This window comes from Peribacillus sp. NPDC101480 (genome assembly GCF_050277335.1).
GTDB lineage: Bacteria > Bacillota > Bacilli > Bacillales > DSM-1321 > Peribacillus.
Genome location: NZ_JBNNSB010000001.1, coordinates 1,291,126 through 1,311,522 on the forward strand (window position 1 = coordinate 1,291,126; position 20,397 = coordinate 1,311,522).

19 protein-coding genes are annotated in these 20,397 nt (G+C 38.8%); 16 read left to right on the forward strand and 3 right to left on the reverse strand.

Going from position 1 to position 20,397, the window contains the following annotated elements; genetic code table 11:
• Positions 1 to 3: 3 nt before the first annotated feature.
• From ACQKMF_RS06445 to ACQKMF_RS06480, 8 genes are all read left to right on the forward strand, one after another.
• Positions 4 to 1,191, forward strand: a complete 1,188-nt coding sequence (locus ACQKMF_RS06445; RefSeq protein ID WP_402937961.1) for a Ger(x)C family spore germination protein — start codon at positions 4 to 6, stop codon at positions 1,189 to 1,191.
• Between the two features lie 6 nt (positions 1,192 to 1,197).
• Positions 1,198 to 1,431: a hypothetical protein gene (locus ACQKMF_RS06450; protein WP_063575803.1), complete on the forward strand. Its 234-nt coding sequence runs from the start codon at positions 1,198 to 1,200 to the stop codon at positions 1,429 to 1,431.
• A 13-nt stretch (positions 1,432 to 1,444) separates the two neighbouring features.
• Entirely contained in the window at positions 1,445 to 2,530 is a 1,086-nt protein-coding gene (locus tag ACQKMF_RS06455) for a GerAB/ArcD/ProY family transporter (protein WP_427572194.1), read from the forward strand.
• A 226-nt stretch (positions 2,531 to 2,756) separates the two neighbouring features.
• The gene (locus ACQKMF_RS06460; protein ID WP_402937956.1) at positions 2,757 to 3,743 is read left to right on the forward strand and encodes an SIS domain-containing protein; all 987 of its coding nucleotides are present in this window, start codon (positions 2,757 to 2,759) and stop codon (positions 3,741 to 3,743) included.
• Positions 3,744 to 3,857: 114 nt separating this feature from the next.
• Complete coding sequence (locus ACQKMF_RS06465; protein ID WP_402937953.1) at positions 3,858 to 5,144, forward strand: ABC transporter substrate-binding protein; 1,287 nt, start codon at positions 3,858 to 3,860, stop codon at positions 5,142 to 5,144.
• A gap of 41 nt (positions 5,145 to 5,185) precedes the next feature.
• Positions 5,186 to 6,064: a carbohydrate ABC transporter permease gene (locus ACQKMF_RS06470; RefSeq protein WP_101222327.1), complete on the forward strand. Its 879-nt coding sequence runs from the start codon at positions 5,186 to 5,188 to the stop codon at positions 6,062 to 6,064.
• 86 nt (positions 6,065 to 6,150) lie between these two features.
• The gene (locus ACQKMF_RS06475) at positions 6,151 to 6,957 is read left to right on the forward strand and encodes a carbohydrate ABC transporter permease (protein WP_427572428.1); all 807 of its coding nucleotides are present in this window, start codon (positions 6,151 to 6,153) and stop codon (positions 6,955 to 6,957) included.
• Positions 6,958 to 6,974: 17 nt separating this feature from the next.
• Positions 6,975 to 7,811 carry a PfkB family carbohydrate kinase gene (locus tag ACQKMF_RS06480; RefSeq protein ID WP_427572197.1) on the forward strand — a complete coding sequence of 279 codons (837 nt, stop codon included), beginning with the start codon at positions 6,975 to 6,977 and terminating at the stop codon, positions 7,809 to 7,811.
• Positions 7,812 to 7,849: 38 nt separating this feature from the next.
• Here the strand turns inward: ACQKMF_RS06480 and ACQKMF_RS06485 are convergent, their stop codons facing one another.
• Positions 7,850 to 8,608 carry a GntR family transcriptional regulator gene (locus ACQKMF_RS06485; protein ID WP_101222324.1) on the reverse strand — a complete coding sequence of 253 codons (759 nt, stop codon included), beginning with the start codon at positions 8,606 to 8,608 and terminating at the stop codon, positions 7,850 to 7,852.
• A gap of 248 nt (positions 8,609 to 8,856) precedes the next feature.
• Between ACQKMF_RS06485 and ACQKMF_RS06490 the strand changes: the two genes are divergently transcribed.
• Both ACQKMF_RS06490 and ACQKMF_RS06495 read left to right on the forward strand, forming a co-directional pair.
• The gene (locus ACQKMF_RS06490; protein ID WP_402937943.1) at positions 8,857 to 10,050 is read left to right on the forward strand and encodes a M14 family zinc carboxypeptidase; all 1,194 of its coding nucleotides are present in this window, start codon (positions 8,857 to 8,859) and stop codon (positions 10,048 to 10,050) included.
• Between the two features lie 249 nt (positions 10,051 to 10,299).
• Positions 10,300 to 11,364 (forward strand): M14 family zinc carboxypeptidase, encoded by a 1,065-nt coding sequence (locus ACQKMF_RS06495; protein ID WP_101222322.1) that lies wholly within the window; start codon positions 10,300 to 10,302, stop codon positions 11,362 to 11,364.
• A 230-nt stretch (positions 11,365 to 11,594) separates the two neighbouring features.
• Here the strand turns inward: ACQKMF_RS06495 and speB are convergent, their stop codons facing one another.
• Positions 11,595 to 12,563: an agmatinase gene (gene speB / locus ACQKMF_RS06500; RefSeq protein ID WP_230176897.1), complete on the reverse strand. Its 969-nt coding sequence runs from the start codon at positions 12,561 to 12,563 to the stop codon at positions 11,595 to 11,597.
• 404 nt (positions 12,564 to 12,967) lie between these two features.
• Between speB and ACQKMF_RS06505 the strand changes: the two genes are divergently transcribed.
• The 4 genes from ACQKMF_RS06505 to ACQKMF_RS06520 all read left to right on the forward strand — a co-directional run bounded on the left by ACQKMF_RS06505 (position 12,968) and on the right by ACQKMF_RS06520 (position 16,882).
• Positions 12,968 to 14,314 (forward strand): APC family permease, encoded by a 1,347-nt coding sequence (locus ACQKMF_RS06505; protein WP_402937938.1) that lies wholly within the window; start codon positions 12,968 to 12,970, stop codon positions 14,312 to 14,314.
• Between the two features lie 699 nt (positions 14,315 to 15,013).
• Positions 15,014 to 16,291: a Glu/Leu/Phe/Val family dehydrogenase gene (locus tag ACQKMF_RS06510; RefSeq protein ID WP_230176896.1), complete on the forward strand. Its 1,278-nt coding sequence runs from the start codon at positions 15,014 to 15,016 to the stop codon at positions 16,289 to 16,291.
• 34 nt (positions 16,292 to 16,325) lie between these two features.
• Positions 16,326 to 16,616, forward strand: coding sequence for an SAV0927 family protein (locus tag ACQKMF_RS06515; RefSeq protein ID WP_101222319.1), 291 nt, complete (start codon positions 16,326 to 16,328; stop codon positions 16,614 to 16,616).
• Between the two features lie 17 nt (positions 16,617 to 16,633).
• Positions 16,634 to 16,882 carry a hypothetical protein gene (locus tag ACQKMF_RS06520; RefSeq protein WP_101222318.1) on the forward strand — a complete coding sequence of 83 codons (249 nt, stop codon included), beginning with the start codon at positions 16,634 to 16,636 and terminating at the stop codon, positions 16,880 to 16,882.
• A gap of 76 nt (positions 16,883 to 16,958) precedes the next feature.
• Here ACQKMF_RS06520 and ACQKMF_RS06525 read toward each other — a convergent pair whose 3' ends face one another.
• A complete protein-coding gene (locus ACQKMF_RS06525; protein ID WP_101222317.1) occupies positions 16,959 to 17,699 on the reverse strand; it encodes an IclR family transcriptional regulator in 741 nt (246 codons plus the stop codon).
• 171 nt (positions 17,700 to 17,870) lie between these two features.
• Between ACQKMF_RS06525 and ACQKMF_RS06530 the strand changes: the two genes are divergently transcribed.
• Both ACQKMF_RS06530 and ACQKMF_RS06535 read left to right on the forward strand, forming a co-directional pair.
• Complete coding sequence (locus ACQKMF_RS06530) at positions 17,871 to 18,749, forward strand: dimethylarginine dimethylaminohydrolase family protein (RefSeq protein WP_427572430.1); 879 nt, start codon at positions 17,871 to 17,873, stop codon at positions 18,747 to 18,749.
• Positions 18,746 to 20,362: a M20/M25/M40 family metallo-hydrolase gene (locus ACQKMF_RS06535; RefSeq protein ID WP_101222315.1), complete on the forward strand. Its 1,617-nt coding sequence runs from the start codon at positions 18,746 to 18,748 to the stop codon at positions 20,360 to 20,362. Before ACQKMF_RS06530 ends, ACQKMF_RS06535 begins: the two co-directional genes overlap by 4 nt.
• Positions 20,363 to 20,397: the final 35 nt, after the last annotated feature.

The window sequence follows — 20,397 nt, forward strand, 5'->3', positions numbered from 1 at the left end:
ATGATGAAAAAAATGCTAAAGGTATTTTTAATGCTACCTATAATTTGTTTATCCGGCTGTTGGAGCAGCATTGAGTTGAACGAACTTGCCATCGTTACTGCCATGGGAATTGATAAAAAAGAAGATGGGTATCTTGTAACCGTCCAAGTTCTAAATTCGAGTGAGCTTGCAGGTGATGCCAGGTCCGGCCGCACGGAAGTTGTAACCTTCAGGAAAAGCGGTGCAACCATTGCTGAAGCAATAAGAAGCCTATCAACTGATGTACCAAGAAGGTTATATGTCGCACATCTTCGTGAAGTTGTCTTTGGTGAGGAAATGGCCAGGGCAGGAATTGCAAAGCCTCTGGATGTCCTTTCCAGGCAAAAGGAGTTGCGTTCCGATTTCTATATGACCGTTGCGAAGGGTTCAACTGCTTATGATACGCTTAATGTGCAAACGGCCCTTGAAAAAATACCGGCAAATAAAGTTTTTGATGCCTTGGAAAATTCAGAGACAAGATGGGCGCCTACAAGGACGGTCACTTTGGATGAGCTGGTCAGCAGTATCGTCAGCAAAGGCAGACAGGCCATGCTAACGGGAATTCTCGTTTATGGTGATCCCGAAGCAGGAAGCAATGTAACGAATGCACAAGATATCTCCCCGAAATCCGGCCTGCGATTGGATTATCTTGGAGTATTCAAGAAGGATAAACTTGTCGGCTGGTTAAACAGGAACGACAGTAAAGGTGTTAGTTACATTACGGATCATGTTAAGTCCACCGCGGTAAATATTCCATGTGAAGGTGACCAAATTACGGTCAACACGACAAGTACAAAAACGAAAATCAAGGGAAAAATGGAAAAAGGAAATCCGAAAATTGATATAAATGTCACGTCAGAAGGGAGTATAGGGGAAGTAGAATGCACAATTGATTTAACAAAACCCGAAAAAATCGAAGAATTGAATAAAAGATACGCAAAAGACATTAAGGATAAAATAGAAGGATCGATAAAAACGCTTCAAGAGAAGTATCAAAGTGACATCTTCGGTTTTGGTGACGAAATTCATAGAACCGATCCTAAAGCATGGAAACGTTTAGAAGGAAATTGGGATCAGGAATTCGCAAAATTGGACGTGAATGTAACCGTTAAAGCAAAGATTCGCAATTTAGGCACCATATCAGAATCCTTTCAAAAAGAAATCGAGGAGTAAAGATCAATGTGGGCAATTATTGGAACAGTGTGTACTGGAGCTATTATTTCATTTTTCGAAATACCACCCCTTATCAAAAAGAAATGCTGGAAGGAAATTGTCATTTTCATTTTATTGCTTTTAGTTGGCATGACGTTGAGTATTTTAATTATCAAGGATGTTACCATTCCCACTCCTATAGACTGGATAACGAAAATATATAGTCCACTCGCTCATTTCATGGATCGTATTTTATCCTAGGGAGGTATCGAATATGCTCGAAAAAGGAAAAATCAGCTCTGGTGAATTTCTAATAATGGTCATCATATTCACCATAGGAGGAGCGATACTTACTTTACCTTCCGTACTTGTCTCTTTAGCAAAACAGGATGGCTGGATTGCCTATATCTTAGCTACTCTCATCGGTTTATGTTTCGTTTTCTTATTTACCCGGCTCGCATCACTTTACCCATCCATGACTTATATAGAAGTTAATGAAAAAATATTTGGGAAATGGATCGGGAAGATCTCTGCACTCCTTTTCCTATTATATTTATATTACCTTTCTTCAGCGTTACTTAGTGAAATTGGGAATTTTTTTTCAACACAGGTTCTGGTTGAGACACCTTTGGAAATGATTATGATCTTGTTTATATTAACAAGCTTATTTGGTGCACGGCTAGGATTGGAAGTTATCTGCCGGACTGCATTAATCTTTTTTCCTTGGCTTGTACTGCTGCTTTTCATATTATTCGTATTTCTTATCCCGGATATCAAAATCGAAAATTTGCAACCTATATTTGAAAAAGGCATGAAACCGATATTGAGGGGATCATATCACTCCTTAGCACTGCCTTATGTTCAGCTTGTTTTCTTTTTAATGATCACTCCATATGTAAACGAAAAGGCTAATGTGAAGAAAAACTTTTATTTAGGGACAATTTTAGGTGGCAGCGTTCTATTCTTGGTGATCCTTTTCAGTATCCTAGTATTGGGTGCTGATAATACAGCGAGATTGTCCTATCCTTCTTATAAATTGGGGATGAGGATAAGCATCGGTAATTTTTTTGAAAGGGTCGAGGTCATTGTTGCCTTCATTTGGGTTTTTACAGAGTATTTTAAGTTGACCATATGCTTTTATGGACTCGCTTTAGGAATAGCTCAATTGCTAGGATTAAAAAATTACAAAATTCTACTATTCCCATTAGCTTTTCTAATTCTCACTTTTACCATCTTTTCGCATCCAGATATCGTGCATTATCAAAACTTTATGGCTACAGCTTGGACACCATTATCCTTAACGATTTGTTTTATTCTGCCGTTGATATTATTAATGGTTGGGAAAATCAGAAAAAAGTAAGAAGTGTAGCACATTAGATGTCCTAGTGGAAGGGGTTATTTAAACAAATAAATTTTAATGAAAATCTTGATGGAAAAAAAACTGAGATATAGTAACTAACTGATTCAAGAAAAAGTAATAAATAAAATATTCTGACAAATAGATTGACTAAAGAAAGCTCATGATTTAATATAACAATATATAACATTACATAATGTTGTATATCAAATATTGGAGGAGTGGGAAAATGAGTAAATCGGTTATTAATGTAAAAAGTAATGTAAAAACAGTATTGGATCAATTAAAGGGCAAGAAAATTAACAATATTTATTTTGTAGCATGCGGGGGATCTTCTGCCATCATGTATTCAGCTAAGTATATTCTGGATCGTGAAGCTGAAAATATAACTTCTGATCTATATAGTTCAAATGAGTTTATACATCGTAATCCACAACAACTAGGGAAGGAATCCTTAGTAATTTTATGCTCTATGTCTGGAACAACTCCCGAAACGGCAGAAGCGGCTAAGTTTGCAAAAAGTAAAGGTGCGTTTACAGTGGCATTAACGAACGAACCAGAATCACCATTAGCCCAAAATGCGGATATTTTCATTAAATATGAATGGGGTAACGGTGTAAACGCCTTTGATACAAACCTGAGTGTTTTATATCAACTAGTTTTTGGTGTACTTCATATAGCGGAAAACAATGAGAAGTTTGGAAAACTAGTATCTAGTTTAGAGAATTTACAGCCAGTGTATGAAAAAGCCCTGGAGCAAGAAGCTTCTAATTCAAGAGTATTCGCCCAATCCCATGCAAAAGAACCTGTTATCTATACAATGGCAAGTGGTTCCAACTACGGGACAGCCTATTCTTTTAGTATTTGCATCTTAATGGAAATGCAATGGATACACTCACATGCCATTCATGCGGGCGAGTACTTCCATGGACCATTTGAAATTATTGATGAAAATGTACCGTTTATCATTCTATTGGGATTGGATGAAACAAGACCATTAGAAGAAAGAGCTTTATCTTTTTCTCAGCGTTATGGCAAAAAGCTAACGGTGCTAGATGCAAAACAGTATGATCTTGATGGTATCGATGAAGAAGTAAAAGGATATATTGCGCCGCTTATCTTAAATCGTGTATTGCGTCAATATGCAGAAGAATTAGCGGAAGCGCGTAATCATCCTTTAAGCAAGAGGCGTTATATGTGGAAAGTAGAATACTAATAATTAAAGAAAACTTAATATTCTGTATATTTTTTACGAATTATACTATAATGTTTTATAACATTATAGTATAATTTCCTGATGATAAAAGCATTTATAATAAGGAGGGTATTCATGAGAAAAACAAAACTTATAATCGCATCATTTTTAAGTTTATCTTTAATGCTAGGGGGATGTTCTGGTGAAAAAACATCTTCAGAATCAGATGTTGGAAAAACTACCTTAACATTTTTCCATAGGTGGCCAAAGGAACCTGAAAAAACTTACTTTAATGAAGTTGTAAAAGAATTTGAAAAACAAAACCCCGATATCAATATTAAAACCGAAGCAGTGCTAAATGATTCGTATAAAGACAAAATTAAAGTAATGACTGGTACAAATAATCCACCTGATGTTTATTTCTCATGGAGTGATGAATTTGCCAGTCAGTTTGTGCGAGGGAATAAAGCTTTGGATTTAACTTCTTATTATGAAAACGATCCGGAATGGTCTTCACAACTCGTTCCATCCCAAGTCAAACCGTATACATTTAATAATAAGGTGTATGGTGTCCCCGTAACAATGGATGGGAAAATGTTTTTCTATAACAAGGATGTCTTCGAAAAATTGAACATAAACCCGCCTAAAACCTGGAATGAATTAATCGACGTGTTAAAAGTGTTAAAAAAGAATAACTACACAGCCATTCAATTCGGCAGTCAAGACACTTGGACAATTTCACATTATTTGGGCACATTGAATCAACGCCTTGTTAGACCGGAAGTGCTGACAATGGATTATAATCGAAAAACCGGAAAATTCAAGGATGACGACTACATAAAAGCGCTTGAAAAATTCCAAGAGTTATTACCTTATTTTAATGAGAATACGAATTCAATAGATCACGAATATGCTAGGCAGCAATTTTCAAACGGTAAAGCACCCATGATTTATGCTGAATCGGCAGAAATCAAGCTATTTGGACCCACTAAGTTTGAACTTGGAATGTTTAACTTTCCTGAAGTAGAAGGTGGAAAAGGCAATCAAACAAATCTAACGGGTTCGCCTGAGGGCTTTATGATTTCTTCCAAGACAAAGCATCCTAAAGAGGCGATGGAGTTTTTAAAGTTTTTAACCACTAAACAGATGGGAGAGAAACTAGTCACTGATGTGGGCAAGTATAGTGCAGTTGAAGGTACAGTGAATGAAAATAATTCTTCCCCGGAACAGCTTGAAGCGGTTCAAAGCATATTGAACGCCAATGAAATGGCTCCATGGTTTGACATGAGTATTGATGCGCGTATTGCAGATGCTTATTTAACAGGAGCACAAATGATGTTAAATGGAGATAAAACACCTAAACAAATCATGCGTGATGTTCAAAAAGCTGCCGATACTGTTAGAATCGAAGCGGGAAAATAAGGGAAATCATTTTTCCGTTTTATTAAGGGAGTGATCTTTTAATGATAAAACTCGATAAATTTGTACCTTATCTATATCTTCTTCCAGCGTTAGTTTTTTTACTGCTAGTTTATATCCCCATTTTCCAGAATATTGGCGACAGTCTGTATAATTGGAGTACTTTTTCACCAAATAAAGCATTTGTAGGGTTGGACAACTACTTTACTTTGTTTAAAGATCCCGTATTTTATGAAGCTTTAAAAAATAATATTCTTTATGCAGTCATTTCAATTGTTTTCCAAGTATTTGGAGGGTTAATTGTTGCAGCTGTTTTAGAAGATAAATTGATCCGTAAATTTTCACCCATCTTTCGTACAGTCTATTTCTTACCAGTCGTCGTTTCAATGACAGTCATAGCGTTGCTGTTTTCATTTTTTTACAACCCGGAAGTGGGGTTGTTAAATCAGTTTCTTAAAATGATTGGATTGAATAATTTAGCACTGCCATGGTTGGGCGATAGTGATACGGCAATCTATGCAGTCATTGCTGTCTCACAGTGGCAATCGATTGGTTATATAGCCATGTTATATATCGTATCCATTCAAAAAATTTCACCTGAGCTATATGAGGCAGCTGAAATGGATGGAGCGAATAAAATAAAAACGTTTTTTCACATTACGGTTCCAGAAACGAAGGAAATGACATTTGTAGCCGTAATCTTAACACTGACAGGTGCTTTTACAGTGTTTAATGAGCCATATATCTTAACCGGAGGGGGTCCGGGAACTTCTTCGGAAGTCCTAAGTACCTATTTATATAAAACGGCTTTTTCAAAAGATATGATGGGATATGCTTCAGCCATTGCAACGGTTATCCTAATTATTACGTTACTTATTTCTCTTGTTCAAATGAAAATATTTAAAACAGGAAAGGGGGACTAATAATGGAGATGCCTAAATCAACGATCAGAGTACCGGAATTAGTTGTTAAAAATCTAAAATATGCAAGGAAAAGAAAAGACTATAATATGAGAGTAGCACTAGTCTATGCAGGTTTAATCGCATACTTTCTTGTTGTAGCCTATCCCTTATTATGGATGGTCATCAGTTCTTTTAAAAGCACAGAGGAAATTTTTAACCATAGTTGGTCCCTTCCTCATACATGGTTGTTTGAAAATTATGTAACAGCCTGGAATAGTGGGATTTCTTCCTACTTTTTAAATAGTGTCATGGTTACTGGTTTGACAAGTATTCTAACGGTATTAGTAAGTGCATTAGGTGCCTACGGATTATCTCGCTTTGATTTTCGTGGAAAGGCTTTCATTTTGGTCATATGCTTAGGGGGGTTGATGCTATCTCCCCAAGTAAGCCTGATCCCTTTGTATAATATAATTCAGAAGCTAGGTATATATAACACCCATTGGGCATTAATCTTACCTTATGTAGCATACAGAATTCCGCTAACCATCTTGTTGATTCGGGCCTACTTCCTGTCCATTCCGAAAGAACTTGAAGAGGCTGCCCGGTTGGATGGATGCACAAACCTTGGAATCCTTTTTAGAATTTTCATTCCTATGAGTAAGCCTATTTTATTAACAACGGCAATTTTAACAGCTTACTATACATGGAATGAATTCATGTTCGCGATCATCTTTATAGATGATGATAGTTTACGTACGATACCTGCCGGTTTAATGCAATTTCGGGATGCACTGCAAACAGATTGGGGAGTGTTACTTTCTGGATTAACGATTTCAGCGGCACCTATCGTCATTTTATTTTTATTCATGCAGAAGTACTTTATCCGTGGAATTGCTAGTGGAAGTGTAAAATGATAACAGGGGGAACAGGTATGAAATTAATTGGAATTGGCGATAACGTAGTAGATTTTTATAAAGATCAAGGAAAGATATATCCTGGCGGCAATTCATTAAACGTGGCAGTATTGTGCAATCGTTTAAATGATGAGCAATCTTCATATATTGGCATTGTAGGAAATGACGGGGCAGCAGACCATGTGTTAGAGGCATTGCAAAAAGAAAAGATAGAGATTAGTAGAGTAAGACAAGCAGTAGGAGAGAATGGTATGGCAGTCGTCGCGTTGGATAAGGACGGGGACCGAATTTTTATTGGTTCGAATAAAGGGGGAATTCAATCCAGATTGGGAATCGTACTGAATGACAAGGATTTGGATTATATTCGGCAACACGACCTTCTTCATACAAGTGTATATAGCCGTATAGAGCATAACCTTCCAATATTACACCAATTTATTGAAATTTCTTTTGATTTTTCGACAAATCAAGAGGATCACTATTTACAAAAGGTTTGTCCGTTTGTGAATTATGCATTTTTTTCCGGAAGCAATTTAAACGAGGCAGAGTGCAACGCACTTATTCAAAAGGTTCATTCATTCGGCACAAAGGTGATATGTGTTACTCGTGGGGAAAAGGGGGCACTTTTATCGACTGAAAATCAAATATATGAACAAGCTATTATCCAAACCAAAGTTGTAGATACGTTGGGGGCGGGAGATTCCTTTATTGCTGGTTTTCTCTCATCGTACGTTCAAGGACAAGATGTATATAAAGCTTTACAAAAAGGAGCATCAGTCGCCTCCCAAACCTGTCAGGATTATGGTGCTTTTGGGTATGGCAAAGTATATAATCCAGATCATATGATGGTTTAAAATGATGCATGGATGAATAAAGGTAACGAGATCCCGGATTAGGAGGGGGATTCGTTACCTTTTTCTTGCGATATTGAACTATCAATCGTAAAGGTCACGCGATTAGCAGGATAATATAGGAAGGATGAATGGATAGGCTGCTTCTTACCGTCATATGCCACTTTCTCCACTTTGAAAAGGGGATCTCCCACTTCGCATTCTAAATATTTTGCTTCATCTGCATTTGCCAATACCATATTTAAAAGTTTCGTGTTATGAACAGGAGTTATATTATATTTATGCTTTATGATATCATACATGGAAACAGAGTTATGGACATGTTGATTTAAATTTGGCAGGATCTTTAAGGAATAATGTGAAATTTCTAAGGTGAGAGGTTGATTATCATAGTATAAGATCCGTTGTAATTCAAGAACATCACTTTCAGGAGTAATCTCCAAGGATTTGGAAATATTAGCCGGTGCAGGCAGTATTCCAAATGAAAGGATTTTAGTTTGAGGTATCTTCCCTAATTCTGACATATATTCAGCATGCCCATTTACAGCAAATAATTCTCTTTTTACTTTAGGGTATTGGACAAACGTTCCCTTTCCCTGTTGGCGTATTAGCAGTCCCTCTTCCACCAGATCCAAAACCGCTTTTCTTACAGTAATGCGACTAACTCCATATATGTCGCATAAATCTGTTTCGGTTGGCAATCTTTCGCCAGAAGAGTAAATCCCTTTGTTTATATCTTCGATGATAGATTGCTTTAATTGCATGTATAATGGCGTAGAACTATTAGTGTTGAGTTTCATGTTTTCCCCTTTCTTGTATTTTTCCTTTAATTATAACGTAATGTGATGTTATAGTACAAATCATCAATTCGACAGACCGCGAACAACAATCCTCGATAAAAATGTCACGTTTTTTTTTGCGTGAACTTAAAGCAGATGCCCAAATCATAAAATAGCCATAATACGACATCAAATTCCAACAAATTTCTACTTTCCCATTTTGTATAATGATATAGAAAAATAATTTAAGGGAGAGTGATTGTTGTAATATGAAAAACAGGAAAGTTATTTCAACTCTGGGAGTTGCCATTTTATCGGCGAGTATTGCGGCACCAACATTTGCAGCTAATGAAACAGCCCCGGGAACACCCATTCAACAAACTTATTCGGTTTCAGGTTTTACAGATCATGCTGAACTAGGGAAAAAGCTAGAACAAATTGCGAGTGATAGCCAAGGTAAAGTAAAAGTGGATGTAGCTGGATATTCCAATAGAAATAGAGAAATCTATAAAGCAACCGTGGGAACTGGCGACAAAGTCGTTTTAATTCAAAGTGAGATTCATGGAAATGAGAAAACCGGTACGGATGCCATCTTGAATATCTTGAAGTTTTTGGGGACCAACTCTCCTGAAGCAGAGAAAATTCGTAAGGAAATTACCCTGGTCGTTTTGCCTAAAATGAATCCGGATGCTGCTGAATTGAACCGTCGGGGAAATGATATGACCTGGGCAGAGGTCGTGGAACAGTTTCCACAGTTAGCAGGAGCGAATCCATCTTGGAACTATTATACATACAAAAATGAATCATTCGATTATGAGTCCAAACCTGGTTTCGATGTCAATCGTGACTTTAATCCTGATTTGAATTATATTCCCCAAGCTAAAGACTTCCCTGGAAAATCATCCACCCCTGGCTGGTTCATAACACCTGAATCACAAACAACACGTGATGTTTACAAGTCTCTACTGAAGCAATACGGAAAGGTGGAGATTTTTGTGGACTTGCATCACCAAGCTCCCTATTATGAAGTTGATGGAACGGATGATTTAGTCACATACTCGATTTCCGCTCAATTTGTTCCAGATCCAAGCTCGCCTTCAGGACAAGATTATGCCAAATATGCAAAAAACTATAATTATGATTTTTCCAGACAATTGAATGTAGCGGTATATAATGCTATGAAAGAACAAGGTAATTCTCCATATGGAAATATATCCTTATATCCGCAAAACCAAAACCTTCCTGGAACGGCTTTAGGAGCCTTTGCTTTAAATGGAAGTGGGACAGTGCTCTTTGAAGTTAGAGGCCAAACACAGTCCTTTGGCCAAAAGAAAAAAGGCATGCTCATTAAAGCAGTTGAAAGAGGGTTATATGGAATTATTGATGGAGTTACTGATGGATCTGTATATAAAATCAATCCGGAACAATACGAGTCAATTCCATTAACGGAGGGCAGGCAATAATAAATATTTGGTGAGTGTATCAACTTCCAGCCTAGATTGAAGTAACCAGACGGGTGTCCGCCTGGTTTTTCTTCATCGGGAACATTTGAATATCGCCTTTGCAGAAGTAATTCCTTCAAGTTATATTGTGTAGAAGAAAACTATTTGGAAACATAGTTATTTTTCACTATTAACATAAAGTAGTAAAAATGTCAGAATATTATTAATAGTTATTTTTCTGATTATTATATTTTATAAGGAGGGTTTTTATTGAATTTTAAAAAGAAGGTTCTATCAGTTTCATTATCTAGTTTAATGACCTTAAGCGCAGTAACAGCTGTTGCGCTACCAGTCGGAGCGGTTGGAAATGGCCCCAGTGCTGGAAATGGACAAGTTACAACTTCAAATCTTCATACATATGAAAGCCTTGTAAGCTATCTTAAAACGCAGGATGCAAAACAAGAAAGGCTGGCACTGGAAGTAATCGGGGAAACGGTAAAAGGGAGGGATATTTACCTAGCGAAGTACATCTCAAATCCTAAGAATCCTACTATACTATTTTTGACTCAACAGCATGGAAATGAACAACTGACTACTGAGGGTGCACTCGAATTCATTAAACATCTAGGCACGAACAAGACTAAAGGTATTTTGGAAAATGTTAATATACTGATCATTCCCATGTTAAACGCAGATGGGGCCATGGGAGATGTTAATTTCCCCCTTGATGACTATTTAGCAAAAGGTGATCGGCATCTAACACGGGCAAATGCAAATGGGATCGACTTGAACCGTGAGCATGATAAAAAAACTGATAACATGCAAGTAGAGGTAAAGGCTTTACACGAAAATGTATTTGCGAAATACGATATAGACTACATGATAGATTTACATCATCAAGGGACGCTAAGCGAAACGGACGGTGAACTTGTTTCAGGTTCAATTCTTTATCCTACAAACGCAAACGTAAAGCCTGAAGTGTTAGAAGCCTCAAAAAAACTGGGTGCTGTTGTATATAACTCCATTGAACCAACTGGTTGGGGGCATATTGGCAGGTATGATGGCGGTTCTGGAGAAAATATAGGCCGTAATGGTGCAGCCGTTCGCTATGATATTGCTACACTTCTTTTTGAGATGCGAGGTATGTCGGACCACAATGTCGAGTCAGTAGCGCTTGGACAAAAAAGTAATGGCTATCTAATAAAGCAAACGGTAACCACTTTGGATGCAGCTGTCAGAGCTATTGCCGATGATTCAATTGAAACGGTTGATGCAAGCTTTTGGGACACCCTGCCAACACAATCCAATCGTCCCGGGTTAGAATCGGACGAATAAAATGAAGACACATTCCATTCTTTCAGATGGGATGTGTTTTTTTATTTTCCTACACCCTAGTAGCTTGAACTTGTTCATCAGACTATATGAAATGATTTATAGTGGAAATAGCAGGACAAGATAAAAGATTACATAGAAAAAAGGCATCTGCTTTCACTAAAAGCAGATGCCTTTTGAACGATTACAGTTTGTACCTGATTTGTCCCTACGTTAATAGTGGGTGTTTGCTCCTATAAGCTTTTTTCGGTTGAATTCTCCTTTTTTTGTTCTTCTTTTAGTTGTAAGGCTACTAAACTGGCAAAGTCATGAATGATGGTGGCTGCCAATAGTGAAGTAATTTGTGTTGGATCATACGGCGGGAGGACTTCCACCAGGTCGAACCCAATAAAGTTGAACCCTTGCAGAGAGCGTATCATCTCTAGGGTTTCAAAGCTATTTAGACCGCCGACCTCCAATGTGCCAGTTCCAGGAGCGCAGGATGGATCAACAAAATCAATATCAAAGGTCAAGAAACATGGTGTATCCCCAATGGTTTTCTTGACTTCCTTCACGACATCTTCGATTCCTCTCTTCTTCAGCTCGGGCGTTGTTATTACATTGTAGCCTAGATCTGTACTGGAATCTAAATCTCCTGGATGATTGAGCGTACCTCTGATGCCAATCTGGAAAACTTTATCCGTTTGGAGCAAACCTTCCTCATATGCACGGATAAACGGCGAACCATGCCAGTATTTTTCTTCATAATAAGTATCCCAGGTATCTGTATGTGAATCAAAATGAAGAAGTGCAACAGGACCGTGTATTTTTGCGGCTGCTCTTAGATTAGCCAATGTTACTGAATGATCTCCTCCGATTCCTATTGGAATGATCCCGTTTTTCATCAAGTCTGACATGGCCTTTTCAATTAACTCATAGCTTCGATGTATATTATGGGGAATCACCGAAACATCCCCAATATCAATTGCATTACATTCGTCAAACGGAAATACCTTGTGAATGGGATGATAAGGAAACAACGTCATGGATGCTTGGCGGACTGCCTGTGGAGCAAAACGGGCTCCTACCCTGAATGAAGCAGCTGTATCAAAAGGCATACCTACCACTGCCAATTTGGCATTTTCTCTTGTAGAAGGTAAGCGCATAAATGACCCTGTGGTACAAAACTCTGGTTGAACATCAGGTGATAAAGGATATTTCATTTTTCTATTCCTCCATTTTCTTATAACTTAATAGGTTTTGAAACTCATATAGGTATTTATGCAATTACCATGCCAAGTCACAGGCAGTGATTTCTTGCGGTTTCTAACCAGGTAACATGTGCTTGGAATATGCAAAGACGAATAATTTATGGGAGATTGAATCGCAGATGGAAGAGATGCTGAAAGACTTCATTTCTATGAATCAATCTTTTTCGATTAAAAATACAGGAATTAAGTAGCATTTTAGGCGTTTTTCGTTTGTCGAAGTAAACAGAAATCATGTGGCACAGAAATTGCATTTAGGTATATAGGTAAAACTTTTAAAAAAGAGGGAGGCATGGAGATTTATCTAGTTAAGAAAATGAACCCACTAGTTTGAAAGCGGTTTCAAGGAGGAATGATAGGTGGAAAATGAGGTTACATTGAAAAGATCACTGAAGTTATGGCAAATCGTTATGATGGGGTTAGCATATATGACCCCCATGGTCGTATTTGATACATTCGGCATTGTATCTGGGATTACGGGCGGCCATGTGCCGACTGCCTATATCGTTGCATTGGTGGGGATGCTTTTTACAGCTGCCAGCTATGGAAAACTTGTAAAGGTTTTTCCTGCTGCAGGTTCTGCCTACACTTATACACAAAAGGCCATAAACCCGCATTTAGGATTCCTGGTAGGATGGTCTTCTTTGTTAGACTATTTATTTTTACCTATGGTAAATGCATTGTTAACCAAAATTTATCTGACAGCATTATTTCCAGGAGTTCCCACGTGGATTTGGGTAGTATTATTCGTAGCAATCGTCACCATTCTCAATCTCAGGAGCGTCAATGTACTTGCTAACTTTAATGCGCTTTTTGTTTTAATTCAGATTGCCATCATGGCAGTGTTCATCATTCTTGTTGTCAAAGGTTTGAATGATGGGGAAGGTACAGGAGAAGTGTTTACATTAATGCCTTTCGTAAATGAAGGGATGGACTTCTCGGCCATAATAACCGGGGCCACGATCCTTTGTTTTTCCTTTTTGGGATTCGATGCGGTAACGACACTATCTGAGGAAACGCCGGATCCGAAAAAAACGATTCCAAAAGCGATATTTTTAACTGCACTTTGGGGTGGAATCATCTTCATTACCGCATCTTTCTTTATTCAGCTCTTTTTTCCGGATATATCCCGTTTTAAGGAACCGGATGCTGCATTACCGGAAATCGCCCTTTATGTAGGCGGGAAGCTATTTCAATCCATTTTTCTTTGTACGACTTTCGTCAATACGCTAGCCTCGGGACTAGCATCACATGCCAGCGTTTCCCGTCTTTTGTATGTTATGGGCCGTGATAAAGTGTTTCCGGAAAAATGGTTTGGATTTATTCATCCTAAGTGGAAGACACCAGCGATTAATGTACTCATAGTTGGAGTCATTTCATTGTCGGCTTTATTCTTTGATCTAGTGACAGCAACGTCACTGATCAACTTTGGTGCATTAATGGCATTTACCTTTGTAAATCTGTCAGTGATCAGCCATTTTATCATTCGGGAAAAGAAGCATCGAACGATAAAGGGGTGTATTCAATACTTAATCATGCCTTTAATTGGTGCTATAGCAATTGGAATTCTTTGGATCAACCTTGAGACAAGTTCCCTAATAATGGGGACAAGTTGGTTCATTATTGGTTTTTGTTATCTATTATATATCACAAAGGCATTCCGGAAAGCTCCGCCCCAATACCAAGTTGAAGAAATTCAGCTATAAGATCTTCCAAGAAAAAACGCATCCGATAAGGATGCTTCAGTTTATAGACAAAAAGGTTTCGGAATGGTTTCATTCCGAAACCTTTTTGATTTTTTAATTGGATTTGAAGCAGGTATAGAGAATAGATGACCGCAACCATTTTCGTCCCTTGCCTGTCAGTTGGAAATCTTCTTTAAATTCATGGCAGCTAAAGTAAGCGTCTCCCGGGTCTCGGCTAGCCACTATTCGGCAGGAGTGTCGCAAATTTCTTCAATCCAGCGAGTTTTCATCATATAAAACAGTAAAAATAAATAAAGGATAACCAATGGTTTAGTTTTAAGAATGTGGTAAAAATCGCTTCGATATCCAGTTTGTAAAAAAAGGAGTTCTAACTAAATTTTAATACAAATTTGATAGGAGCGAGTGCCTGGAGGCAACTTTCAAATTGTACAACCCCTTAAATGACTGTAGACAAACTCGATGAAAATCGAGTTTGTCTACAATCTGACGCAACCTAAAAAGGATGCTTTTTTTATGTATTTAATCATTACTGTTTATATATGCAAATCTGAATTGCTTATGAATTAATACATATTTCCTGATGATTGCATGATGATGCTGATGATTGGGAAATGGCGGTATATTGCTATCCACATAATATCCTCAAAGCTGGCATGAAAGTTGCTTAATAAGTTATAAGAATATAAGTGAGGTGCTAAGATGACAGAGAAAATTAAGGTAATTGAAAAACGTCAATTGGATAATCCACTGCAAGAATTCCAGGATATCTTAAAAGAAGCGATTCATGTTTTGAACTATCCAGATCAGGTTTTTGATTTTCTAAAAGCGCCAATGCGTTTTCTGGAAGTCTGTATTCCTATTCAAATGGATAATGGGGAGACAAGGATGTTTCAAGGATATCGGGCTCAACATAATGATGCAGCCGGTCCAACTAAAGGGGGGATTCGGTTTCACCCGGATGTCACTCCCGAAGAAGTTAAAGCATTGGCCGGGTGGATGAGCTTGAAATGCGGAATAACAGATCTTCCATATGGAGGTGCGAAAGGCGGCATTGTGTGTGATCCCAGACAGATGAGTTCATCTGAGCTTGAAAGATTAAGCAGAGGGTATGTCAGGGCAGTAAGTCAAATAGTGGGACCTACAAAAGATATCCCGGCACCTGATATGTATACGAATTCACAAATCATGGCCTGGATGCTGGATGAATACGATCACATCAGGGAATTTGATTCACCCGGCTTCATTACAGGAAAGCCTCTGAGGTTAGGGGGATCGAAGGGCAGGGAAAAGGCCACTTCCAAAGGAGTATTATACACACTTCAAATGATATGTGATTTAAAGGGGATTCCTATTGAAGGCATGCGGGTAATCATTCAGGGATTCGGTAATGTTGGCAGTCATTTGGCCATGTATTTACATGAAATGGGGGCTAAGGTTGTCGGAATAGCGGATGAGCTTGGAGGTTTATATGATCCGAATGGCCTGGACATTCCTTACCTTTTGGAGAACAGGGACTCGTTTGGGGTCGTTTCGAACTTATACAAAGATTCGTTATCCAATCAAGAATTATTGGAAAAAGAGTGTGATGTGCTGATTCCTGCAGCCATCAGCGGAGTGGTGAATAAAGATAATGCAATACGATTAAAATGTGAAATCCTGATTGAAGCAGCAAATGGTCCGACCACAAAGGAAGCAATCAAGATTCTTGATGATAAAGGTATAGTGCTAGTTCCGGATATTTTGGCGAATTCAGGAGGGGTGATAGTCTCGTATTTTGAATGGTGCCAGAACAACCAAGGCTATTACTGGACGGAAGAGCTTGTGGATGAACGATTGAAGGAAAAGATAACGGCCAGCTTTTTGAATGTCTACCATACTTCACAAAAATATTCCGTGAACATGAAAGTTGCGGCTTATATTGAAGGGATCCGCAAAATAGCTGAAGCATCCCAGCTTCGGGGTTGGATCAGGTTCTGAACGAATTAGGGCTTACAAGAAAGGAGGCAATCCGTTGAATTTTGATATTCTTTCCGAAAATAAAGAAAACCAGGCTATTCATCATTATTGCTTATTGTCACAAGATTATAGATATGATGTGACCATTGTATATTCGGGCCAGTTTTTCGGTAAAGCAATGGTGACTTCCATGCAAAGCGGAAGAATGATCCTGCTTTGTGCCAATGATATTAATTTAGATCAGTACTGGGCTCCGACCCTGGGCATTGAACAAGAAGATATACCTGAGTTCCAAAACTTTCTCAGGTTAGTGTTACAAACCCCATTTCATTTTGAAGAATACTGAAGGAAGGAATGATTTAAATGTACGTTGATGTGATTCTAAGCCCTTGTGAAGGCAGGATTGAAAAAATTTCAATATCCAAAAATTCCAGGTTTTATGAATGGGAACAATTATTTCAGATTAAGAAGGCAGATGGCTGTGTGGAAATCATTGATATTGGTGTCAGCGGAAAGATAGAATCATTAGAGGTATTGGAGGGAGAACCTGTTGTGGCCGGCGAGGTCCTTGCCTATTTCAGGGAAGATTTATTCGTGACCGGCAGCGATTAATATAAAAACGAAAAGAAGATGAAATGATTCATCTTCTTTTTTTGGCTTATCCGATAATCCACCACTGCCCGCTTATTCATTGTCCCCTATACCCCAATTTTGCAGAAACCCGATTGCCAGTTTCCATCACATTCTTAATGAGGAAATCAAGTCTTTCTTCTGTCAGGTTAAAGCTGACAAAACCTATGCTCACCGCACCATGAACTTCCCCAAAATGGTTCAATATCGGCACGGCAACAGAACATGTTCCCTCTGTTCTTTCACTGTGACTGATTCCATGTCCCTTCATTTTAGTCTCTTGCAATATATCCCAAAAAGCTGCTCTTTCTTGAGTTGGCAGAAGAGCATCTACAATTTTTTTCGCTTGTTTATATGGCATATAGGCGAGCATCGCTTTATTGGCTGCCCCAATATGCATAGGAACTCGTGAGCCAAGCTGGTCATAAACCCGGATTTGGCTTTTTTCACTGTCGATTCGTTCGATAACAAGTGATTCCATTCCGATTGGCTGGCTAAGATAGACGCTTTCCTCCACATTGTTCATCAGTCTTTCCAGTTCAGGCCTTATTTGGCTGATGTAATCCATTTTGTCATACATACGTAAACCGTATTCGAGCCAAATATTCCCCAAACCATATTGTTTGGTTTGCCCGTCCTGTTGGATTAACCCATGCGAGGACATCGCTTTTAACAAACGATGCATGGAGCTGACAGGAAGATCACACTCTTGAGAAAGTTCCGTAATTGACAGCCAGTTTTCCGATGAATTGGAAACGAGCACCTTTATAACGTTCATGGCACGGTCGATCGATTGCATAAACAAACCACCTATCTTTCAAGTTGTATAAAACGTTGATTTATTTGAATATTTAAAACATATTGACATTATACCAAAACTAATTTTATAATAAAAGAAAATATTCCTATTAGCGGAAACGTTTTCCGGTATGCGGAAAAGGAGGGAGAGGCAGTGACTTATTGTTCGTCCATGTACAAACCATTGGAACGTGTCATTGTAAAACATCCGAAAGAAGCTTTTATTAGTCAAGAGCATTTAAGCCAAGCATGGCGGAACTTCAACTTTGCGGAAGAGCCAGATTTTAACGAAGCTCTAACCGAGTATGGTGACTTTATTTCCATTTTGGAGAAATATGTTCCAAACATCGATTATTTACCAGCATCTTCGGTAGTCGGGATTGACTCCTTATATGCGCATGACCCGATCAAATTCACAAGCCAAGGGGCCATTATTTTAAAGTCAGGGAAAGAATTGAGGCAGCCTGAAGCTAATGTATACAAGGAATTTTGCAAGGAAAAGAACATCCCGATTATTGGGTATTTAACGGGTGATGCGGTCGCGGATGGCGGTGATATCATTTGGCTTGATGATAAAACCCTGGTTGTCGGACATGGTTATCGTACAAACGCAGAAGCCATTCGGCAATTAAAGGAAATGACCGCACATCTTGTGGATGATTTCATCGTAGTTCAGCTGCCGCATGATCAAGGAGAGGGAGAGTGTCTCCATCTAATGTCTTTCATCAGCCTTGTCGACCATGATTTAGCCGTAGTTCATTCCCGCCTTATGCCTGTCTTTTTCAGAAAACTGCTTATTGAACGAGGCATTCAGCTTATCGATGTGCCGGTTGATGAGTACTTGAACTTGGGCTGTAATGTGCTTGCCATCGCTCCGCGGGTTTGCGTTATATCTTCTGGTAACGCTTACACGAAGCGACAGCTTCTTGATGCCGGAGCAACGGTTTATGAATACAAAGGAACTGAAATCAGTTACAAAGGCACTGGCGGTCCAACTTGTTTAACCTGCCCGGTGGTTCGTACAAATATTGATGAAGGGGGATTGAAATGAGTCAATTACTATGGGGTACTCCAGAAACGCTTCGTGCTTTGTTGTGTGAACTTGTTAGCTGGGAAAGCCGTACTCTTACACCAGGGGAGCTAGTGTTCCCTTATAAGGTTCAAGAGAAATTGAGGGAGCTTGAATATTTTAAAAGGAATCCGGCGTACTTATCGCTTCACGAGGCTGATTTAGGGAGGAACTTTGTCAATGCCTTTTATAAACATCCCGATAGCAAGGAGACCGTTGTATTAATCAGCCATTTTGATACGGTTCATACTGAAGAATACGGTGATCTTGAGACTCTTGCATTTCAGCCGGAGGAGCTCACAAAAAAACTTCATGACCGAAAAGATGATTTACCGGAAGAAGCGCGCATTGATCTTGAATCAGGAAAGTACTTGTTTGGTAGAGGAACAATGGATATGAAAATGGGGCTTGCCCTTCATATGGCTATCATCGAAAAGGCAAGCGTTGAAAAATGGCCGATCAATCTCCTGCTGTTAACCGTTCCTGATGAGGAAGTGAATTCTGCGGGAATGAGGGCTGCAGTTAAAGAACTTGTGTCTTTACGTGATAAATATGACCTTTCCTATAAAATGTTTTTTAATAGTGAACCTTCCTTTTCACAGAAGCCGGGCGATAATAGACATTATATTTATTCCGGAACTTTGGGGAAAATCATGCCCGCTGCCCTTTTTTATGGGAAAGAAACTCATGTGGGTGAGCCATTAAAGGGCATAACGGCTAACTATATAGCCTCATTCCTTACGCAGCTCATGGAGTGGAACACTCTTTTTCAGGAAAGTGATCTTGGCGAGGAAACACCTTTACCAGTATCGCTTCAGCAAAAAGATCTGAAACTACAATATTCAACACAGACACCCTATCGTGCAGCAGCGCTATATAATGTGTTCATTATGAAAAGGACAGCTGCAGAAATAATGGATTTATTCGAGCAGGTTGCAAACGAAGCAGCGATAAAATGCAATGAATCTTATAAAGCTCTTTGTCTGCGAGAACATATTGAAGGTGTAGGTGAAGTACAAGTATTGCGCTACGAAAAGTTACTTTCATATGCCGAGGACAAATTTGGCGGCAGTTTTGTTGAGCAAATAAAAAGTGAAGTTAAAGGAAACATGGATTTGGATGAGCGGGAAAAATCATTTAGGATCGCAGAAAAATTGATGATACAATGTCAGGAGCTTTCACCCGCCATCGTATTGCTGTTCGCACCGCCATATTATCCAGCCGTCAATACGTCCGATGATCCGCTTATCATGGAATCTGTGAAATTAATGAAGGAAACTGCTAGATTGCTTGATGAAGAAGTCAGCCAAATTCATTATTTTAATGGCATTTGCGATTTAAGCTATGTTCAATATACTGATGAGTCTGATGGCTGGACGGCTTTTGAAAAAAATACACCGGTCTGGGGCGATACTTACAGCATTCCTTTTGCTGATATGCAAAGGCTTCAGGCACCCGTACTTAATGTGGGGCCGTTCGGCAAGGATGCCCACCAGCGTACTGAGCGCCTTCACATCGATAGTGCCTTCGTCCATACGCCCGTTATGCTGGAGAAGTTAATAAAGAGTATGTTTAAGTGTTTGGTTGAGAAGTGATGGTCCGACAGGAAAACTGGATTAGTAGTATAAAA

Bases quoted from the DNA above. Each gene is read 5' to 3' on its own strand.
- ACQKMF_RS06445 (WP_402937961.1), top strand. From the start codon at position 4: ATGAAAAAAATGCTAAAGGTATTTTTAATGCTACCTATAATTTGTTTA.
- ACQKMF_RS06450 (WP_063575803.1), top strand. From the start codon at position 1,198: ATGTGGGCAATTATTGGAACAGTGTGTACTGGAGCTATTATTTCATTT.
- ACQKMF_RS06455 (WP_427572194.1), top strand. From the start codon at position 1,445: ATGCTCGAAAAAGGAAAAATCAGCTCTGGTGAATTTCTAATAATGGTC.
- ACQKMF_RS06460 (WP_402937956.1), top strand. From the start codon at position 2,757: ATGAGTAAATCGGTTATTAATGTAAAAAGTAATGTAAAAACAGTATTG.
- ACQKMF_RS06465 (WP_402937953.1), top strand. From the start codon at position 3,858: ATGAGAAAAACAAAACTTATAATCGCATCATTTTTAAGTTTATCTTTA.
- ACQKMF_RS06470 (WP_101222327.1), top strand. From the start codon at position 5,186: ATGATAAAACTCGATAAATTTGTACCTTATCTATATCTTCTTCCAGCG.
- ACQKMF_RS06475 (WP_427572428.1), top strand. From the start codon at position 6,151: ATGAGAGTAGCACTAGTCTATGCAGGTTTAATCGCATACTTTCTTGTT.
- ACQKMF_RS06480 (WP_427572197.1), top strand. From the start codon at position 6,975: ATGAAATTAATTGGAATTGGCGATAACGTAGTAGATTTTTATAAAGAT.
- ACQKMF_RS06485 (WP_101222324.1), bottom strand. From the start codon at position 8,608: ATGAAACTCAACACTAATAGTTCTACGCCATTATACATGCAATTAAAG.
- ACQKMF_RS06490 (WP_402937943.1), top strand. From the start codon at position 8,857: ATGAAAAACAGGAAAGTTATTTCAACTCTGGGAGTTGCCATTTTATCG.
- speB (WP_230176897.1), bottom strand. From the start codon at position 12,563: ATGAAATATCCTTTATCACCTGATGTTCAACCAGAGTTTTGTACCACA.
- ACQKMF_RS06510 (WP_230176896.1), top strand. From the start codon at position 15,014: ATGACAGAGAAAATTAAGGTAATTGAAAAACGTCAATTGGATAATCCA.
- ACQKMF_RS06520 (WP_101222318.1), top strand. From the start codon at position 16,634: ATGTACGTTGATGTGATTCTAAGCCCTTGTGAAGGCAGGATTGAAAAA.
- ACQKMF_RS06525 (WP_101222317.1), bottom strand. From the start codon at position 17,699: ATGCAATCGATCGACCGTGCCATGAACGTTATAAAGGTGCTCGTTTCC.
- ACQKMF_RS06530 (WP_427572430.1), top strand. From the start codon at position 17,871: ATGTACAAACCATTGGAACGTGTCATTGTAAAACATCCGAAAGAAGCT.
- ACQKMF_RS06535 (WP_101222315.1), top strand. From the start codon at position 18,746: ATGAGTCAATTACTATGGGGTACTCCAGAAACGCTTCGTGCTTTGTTG.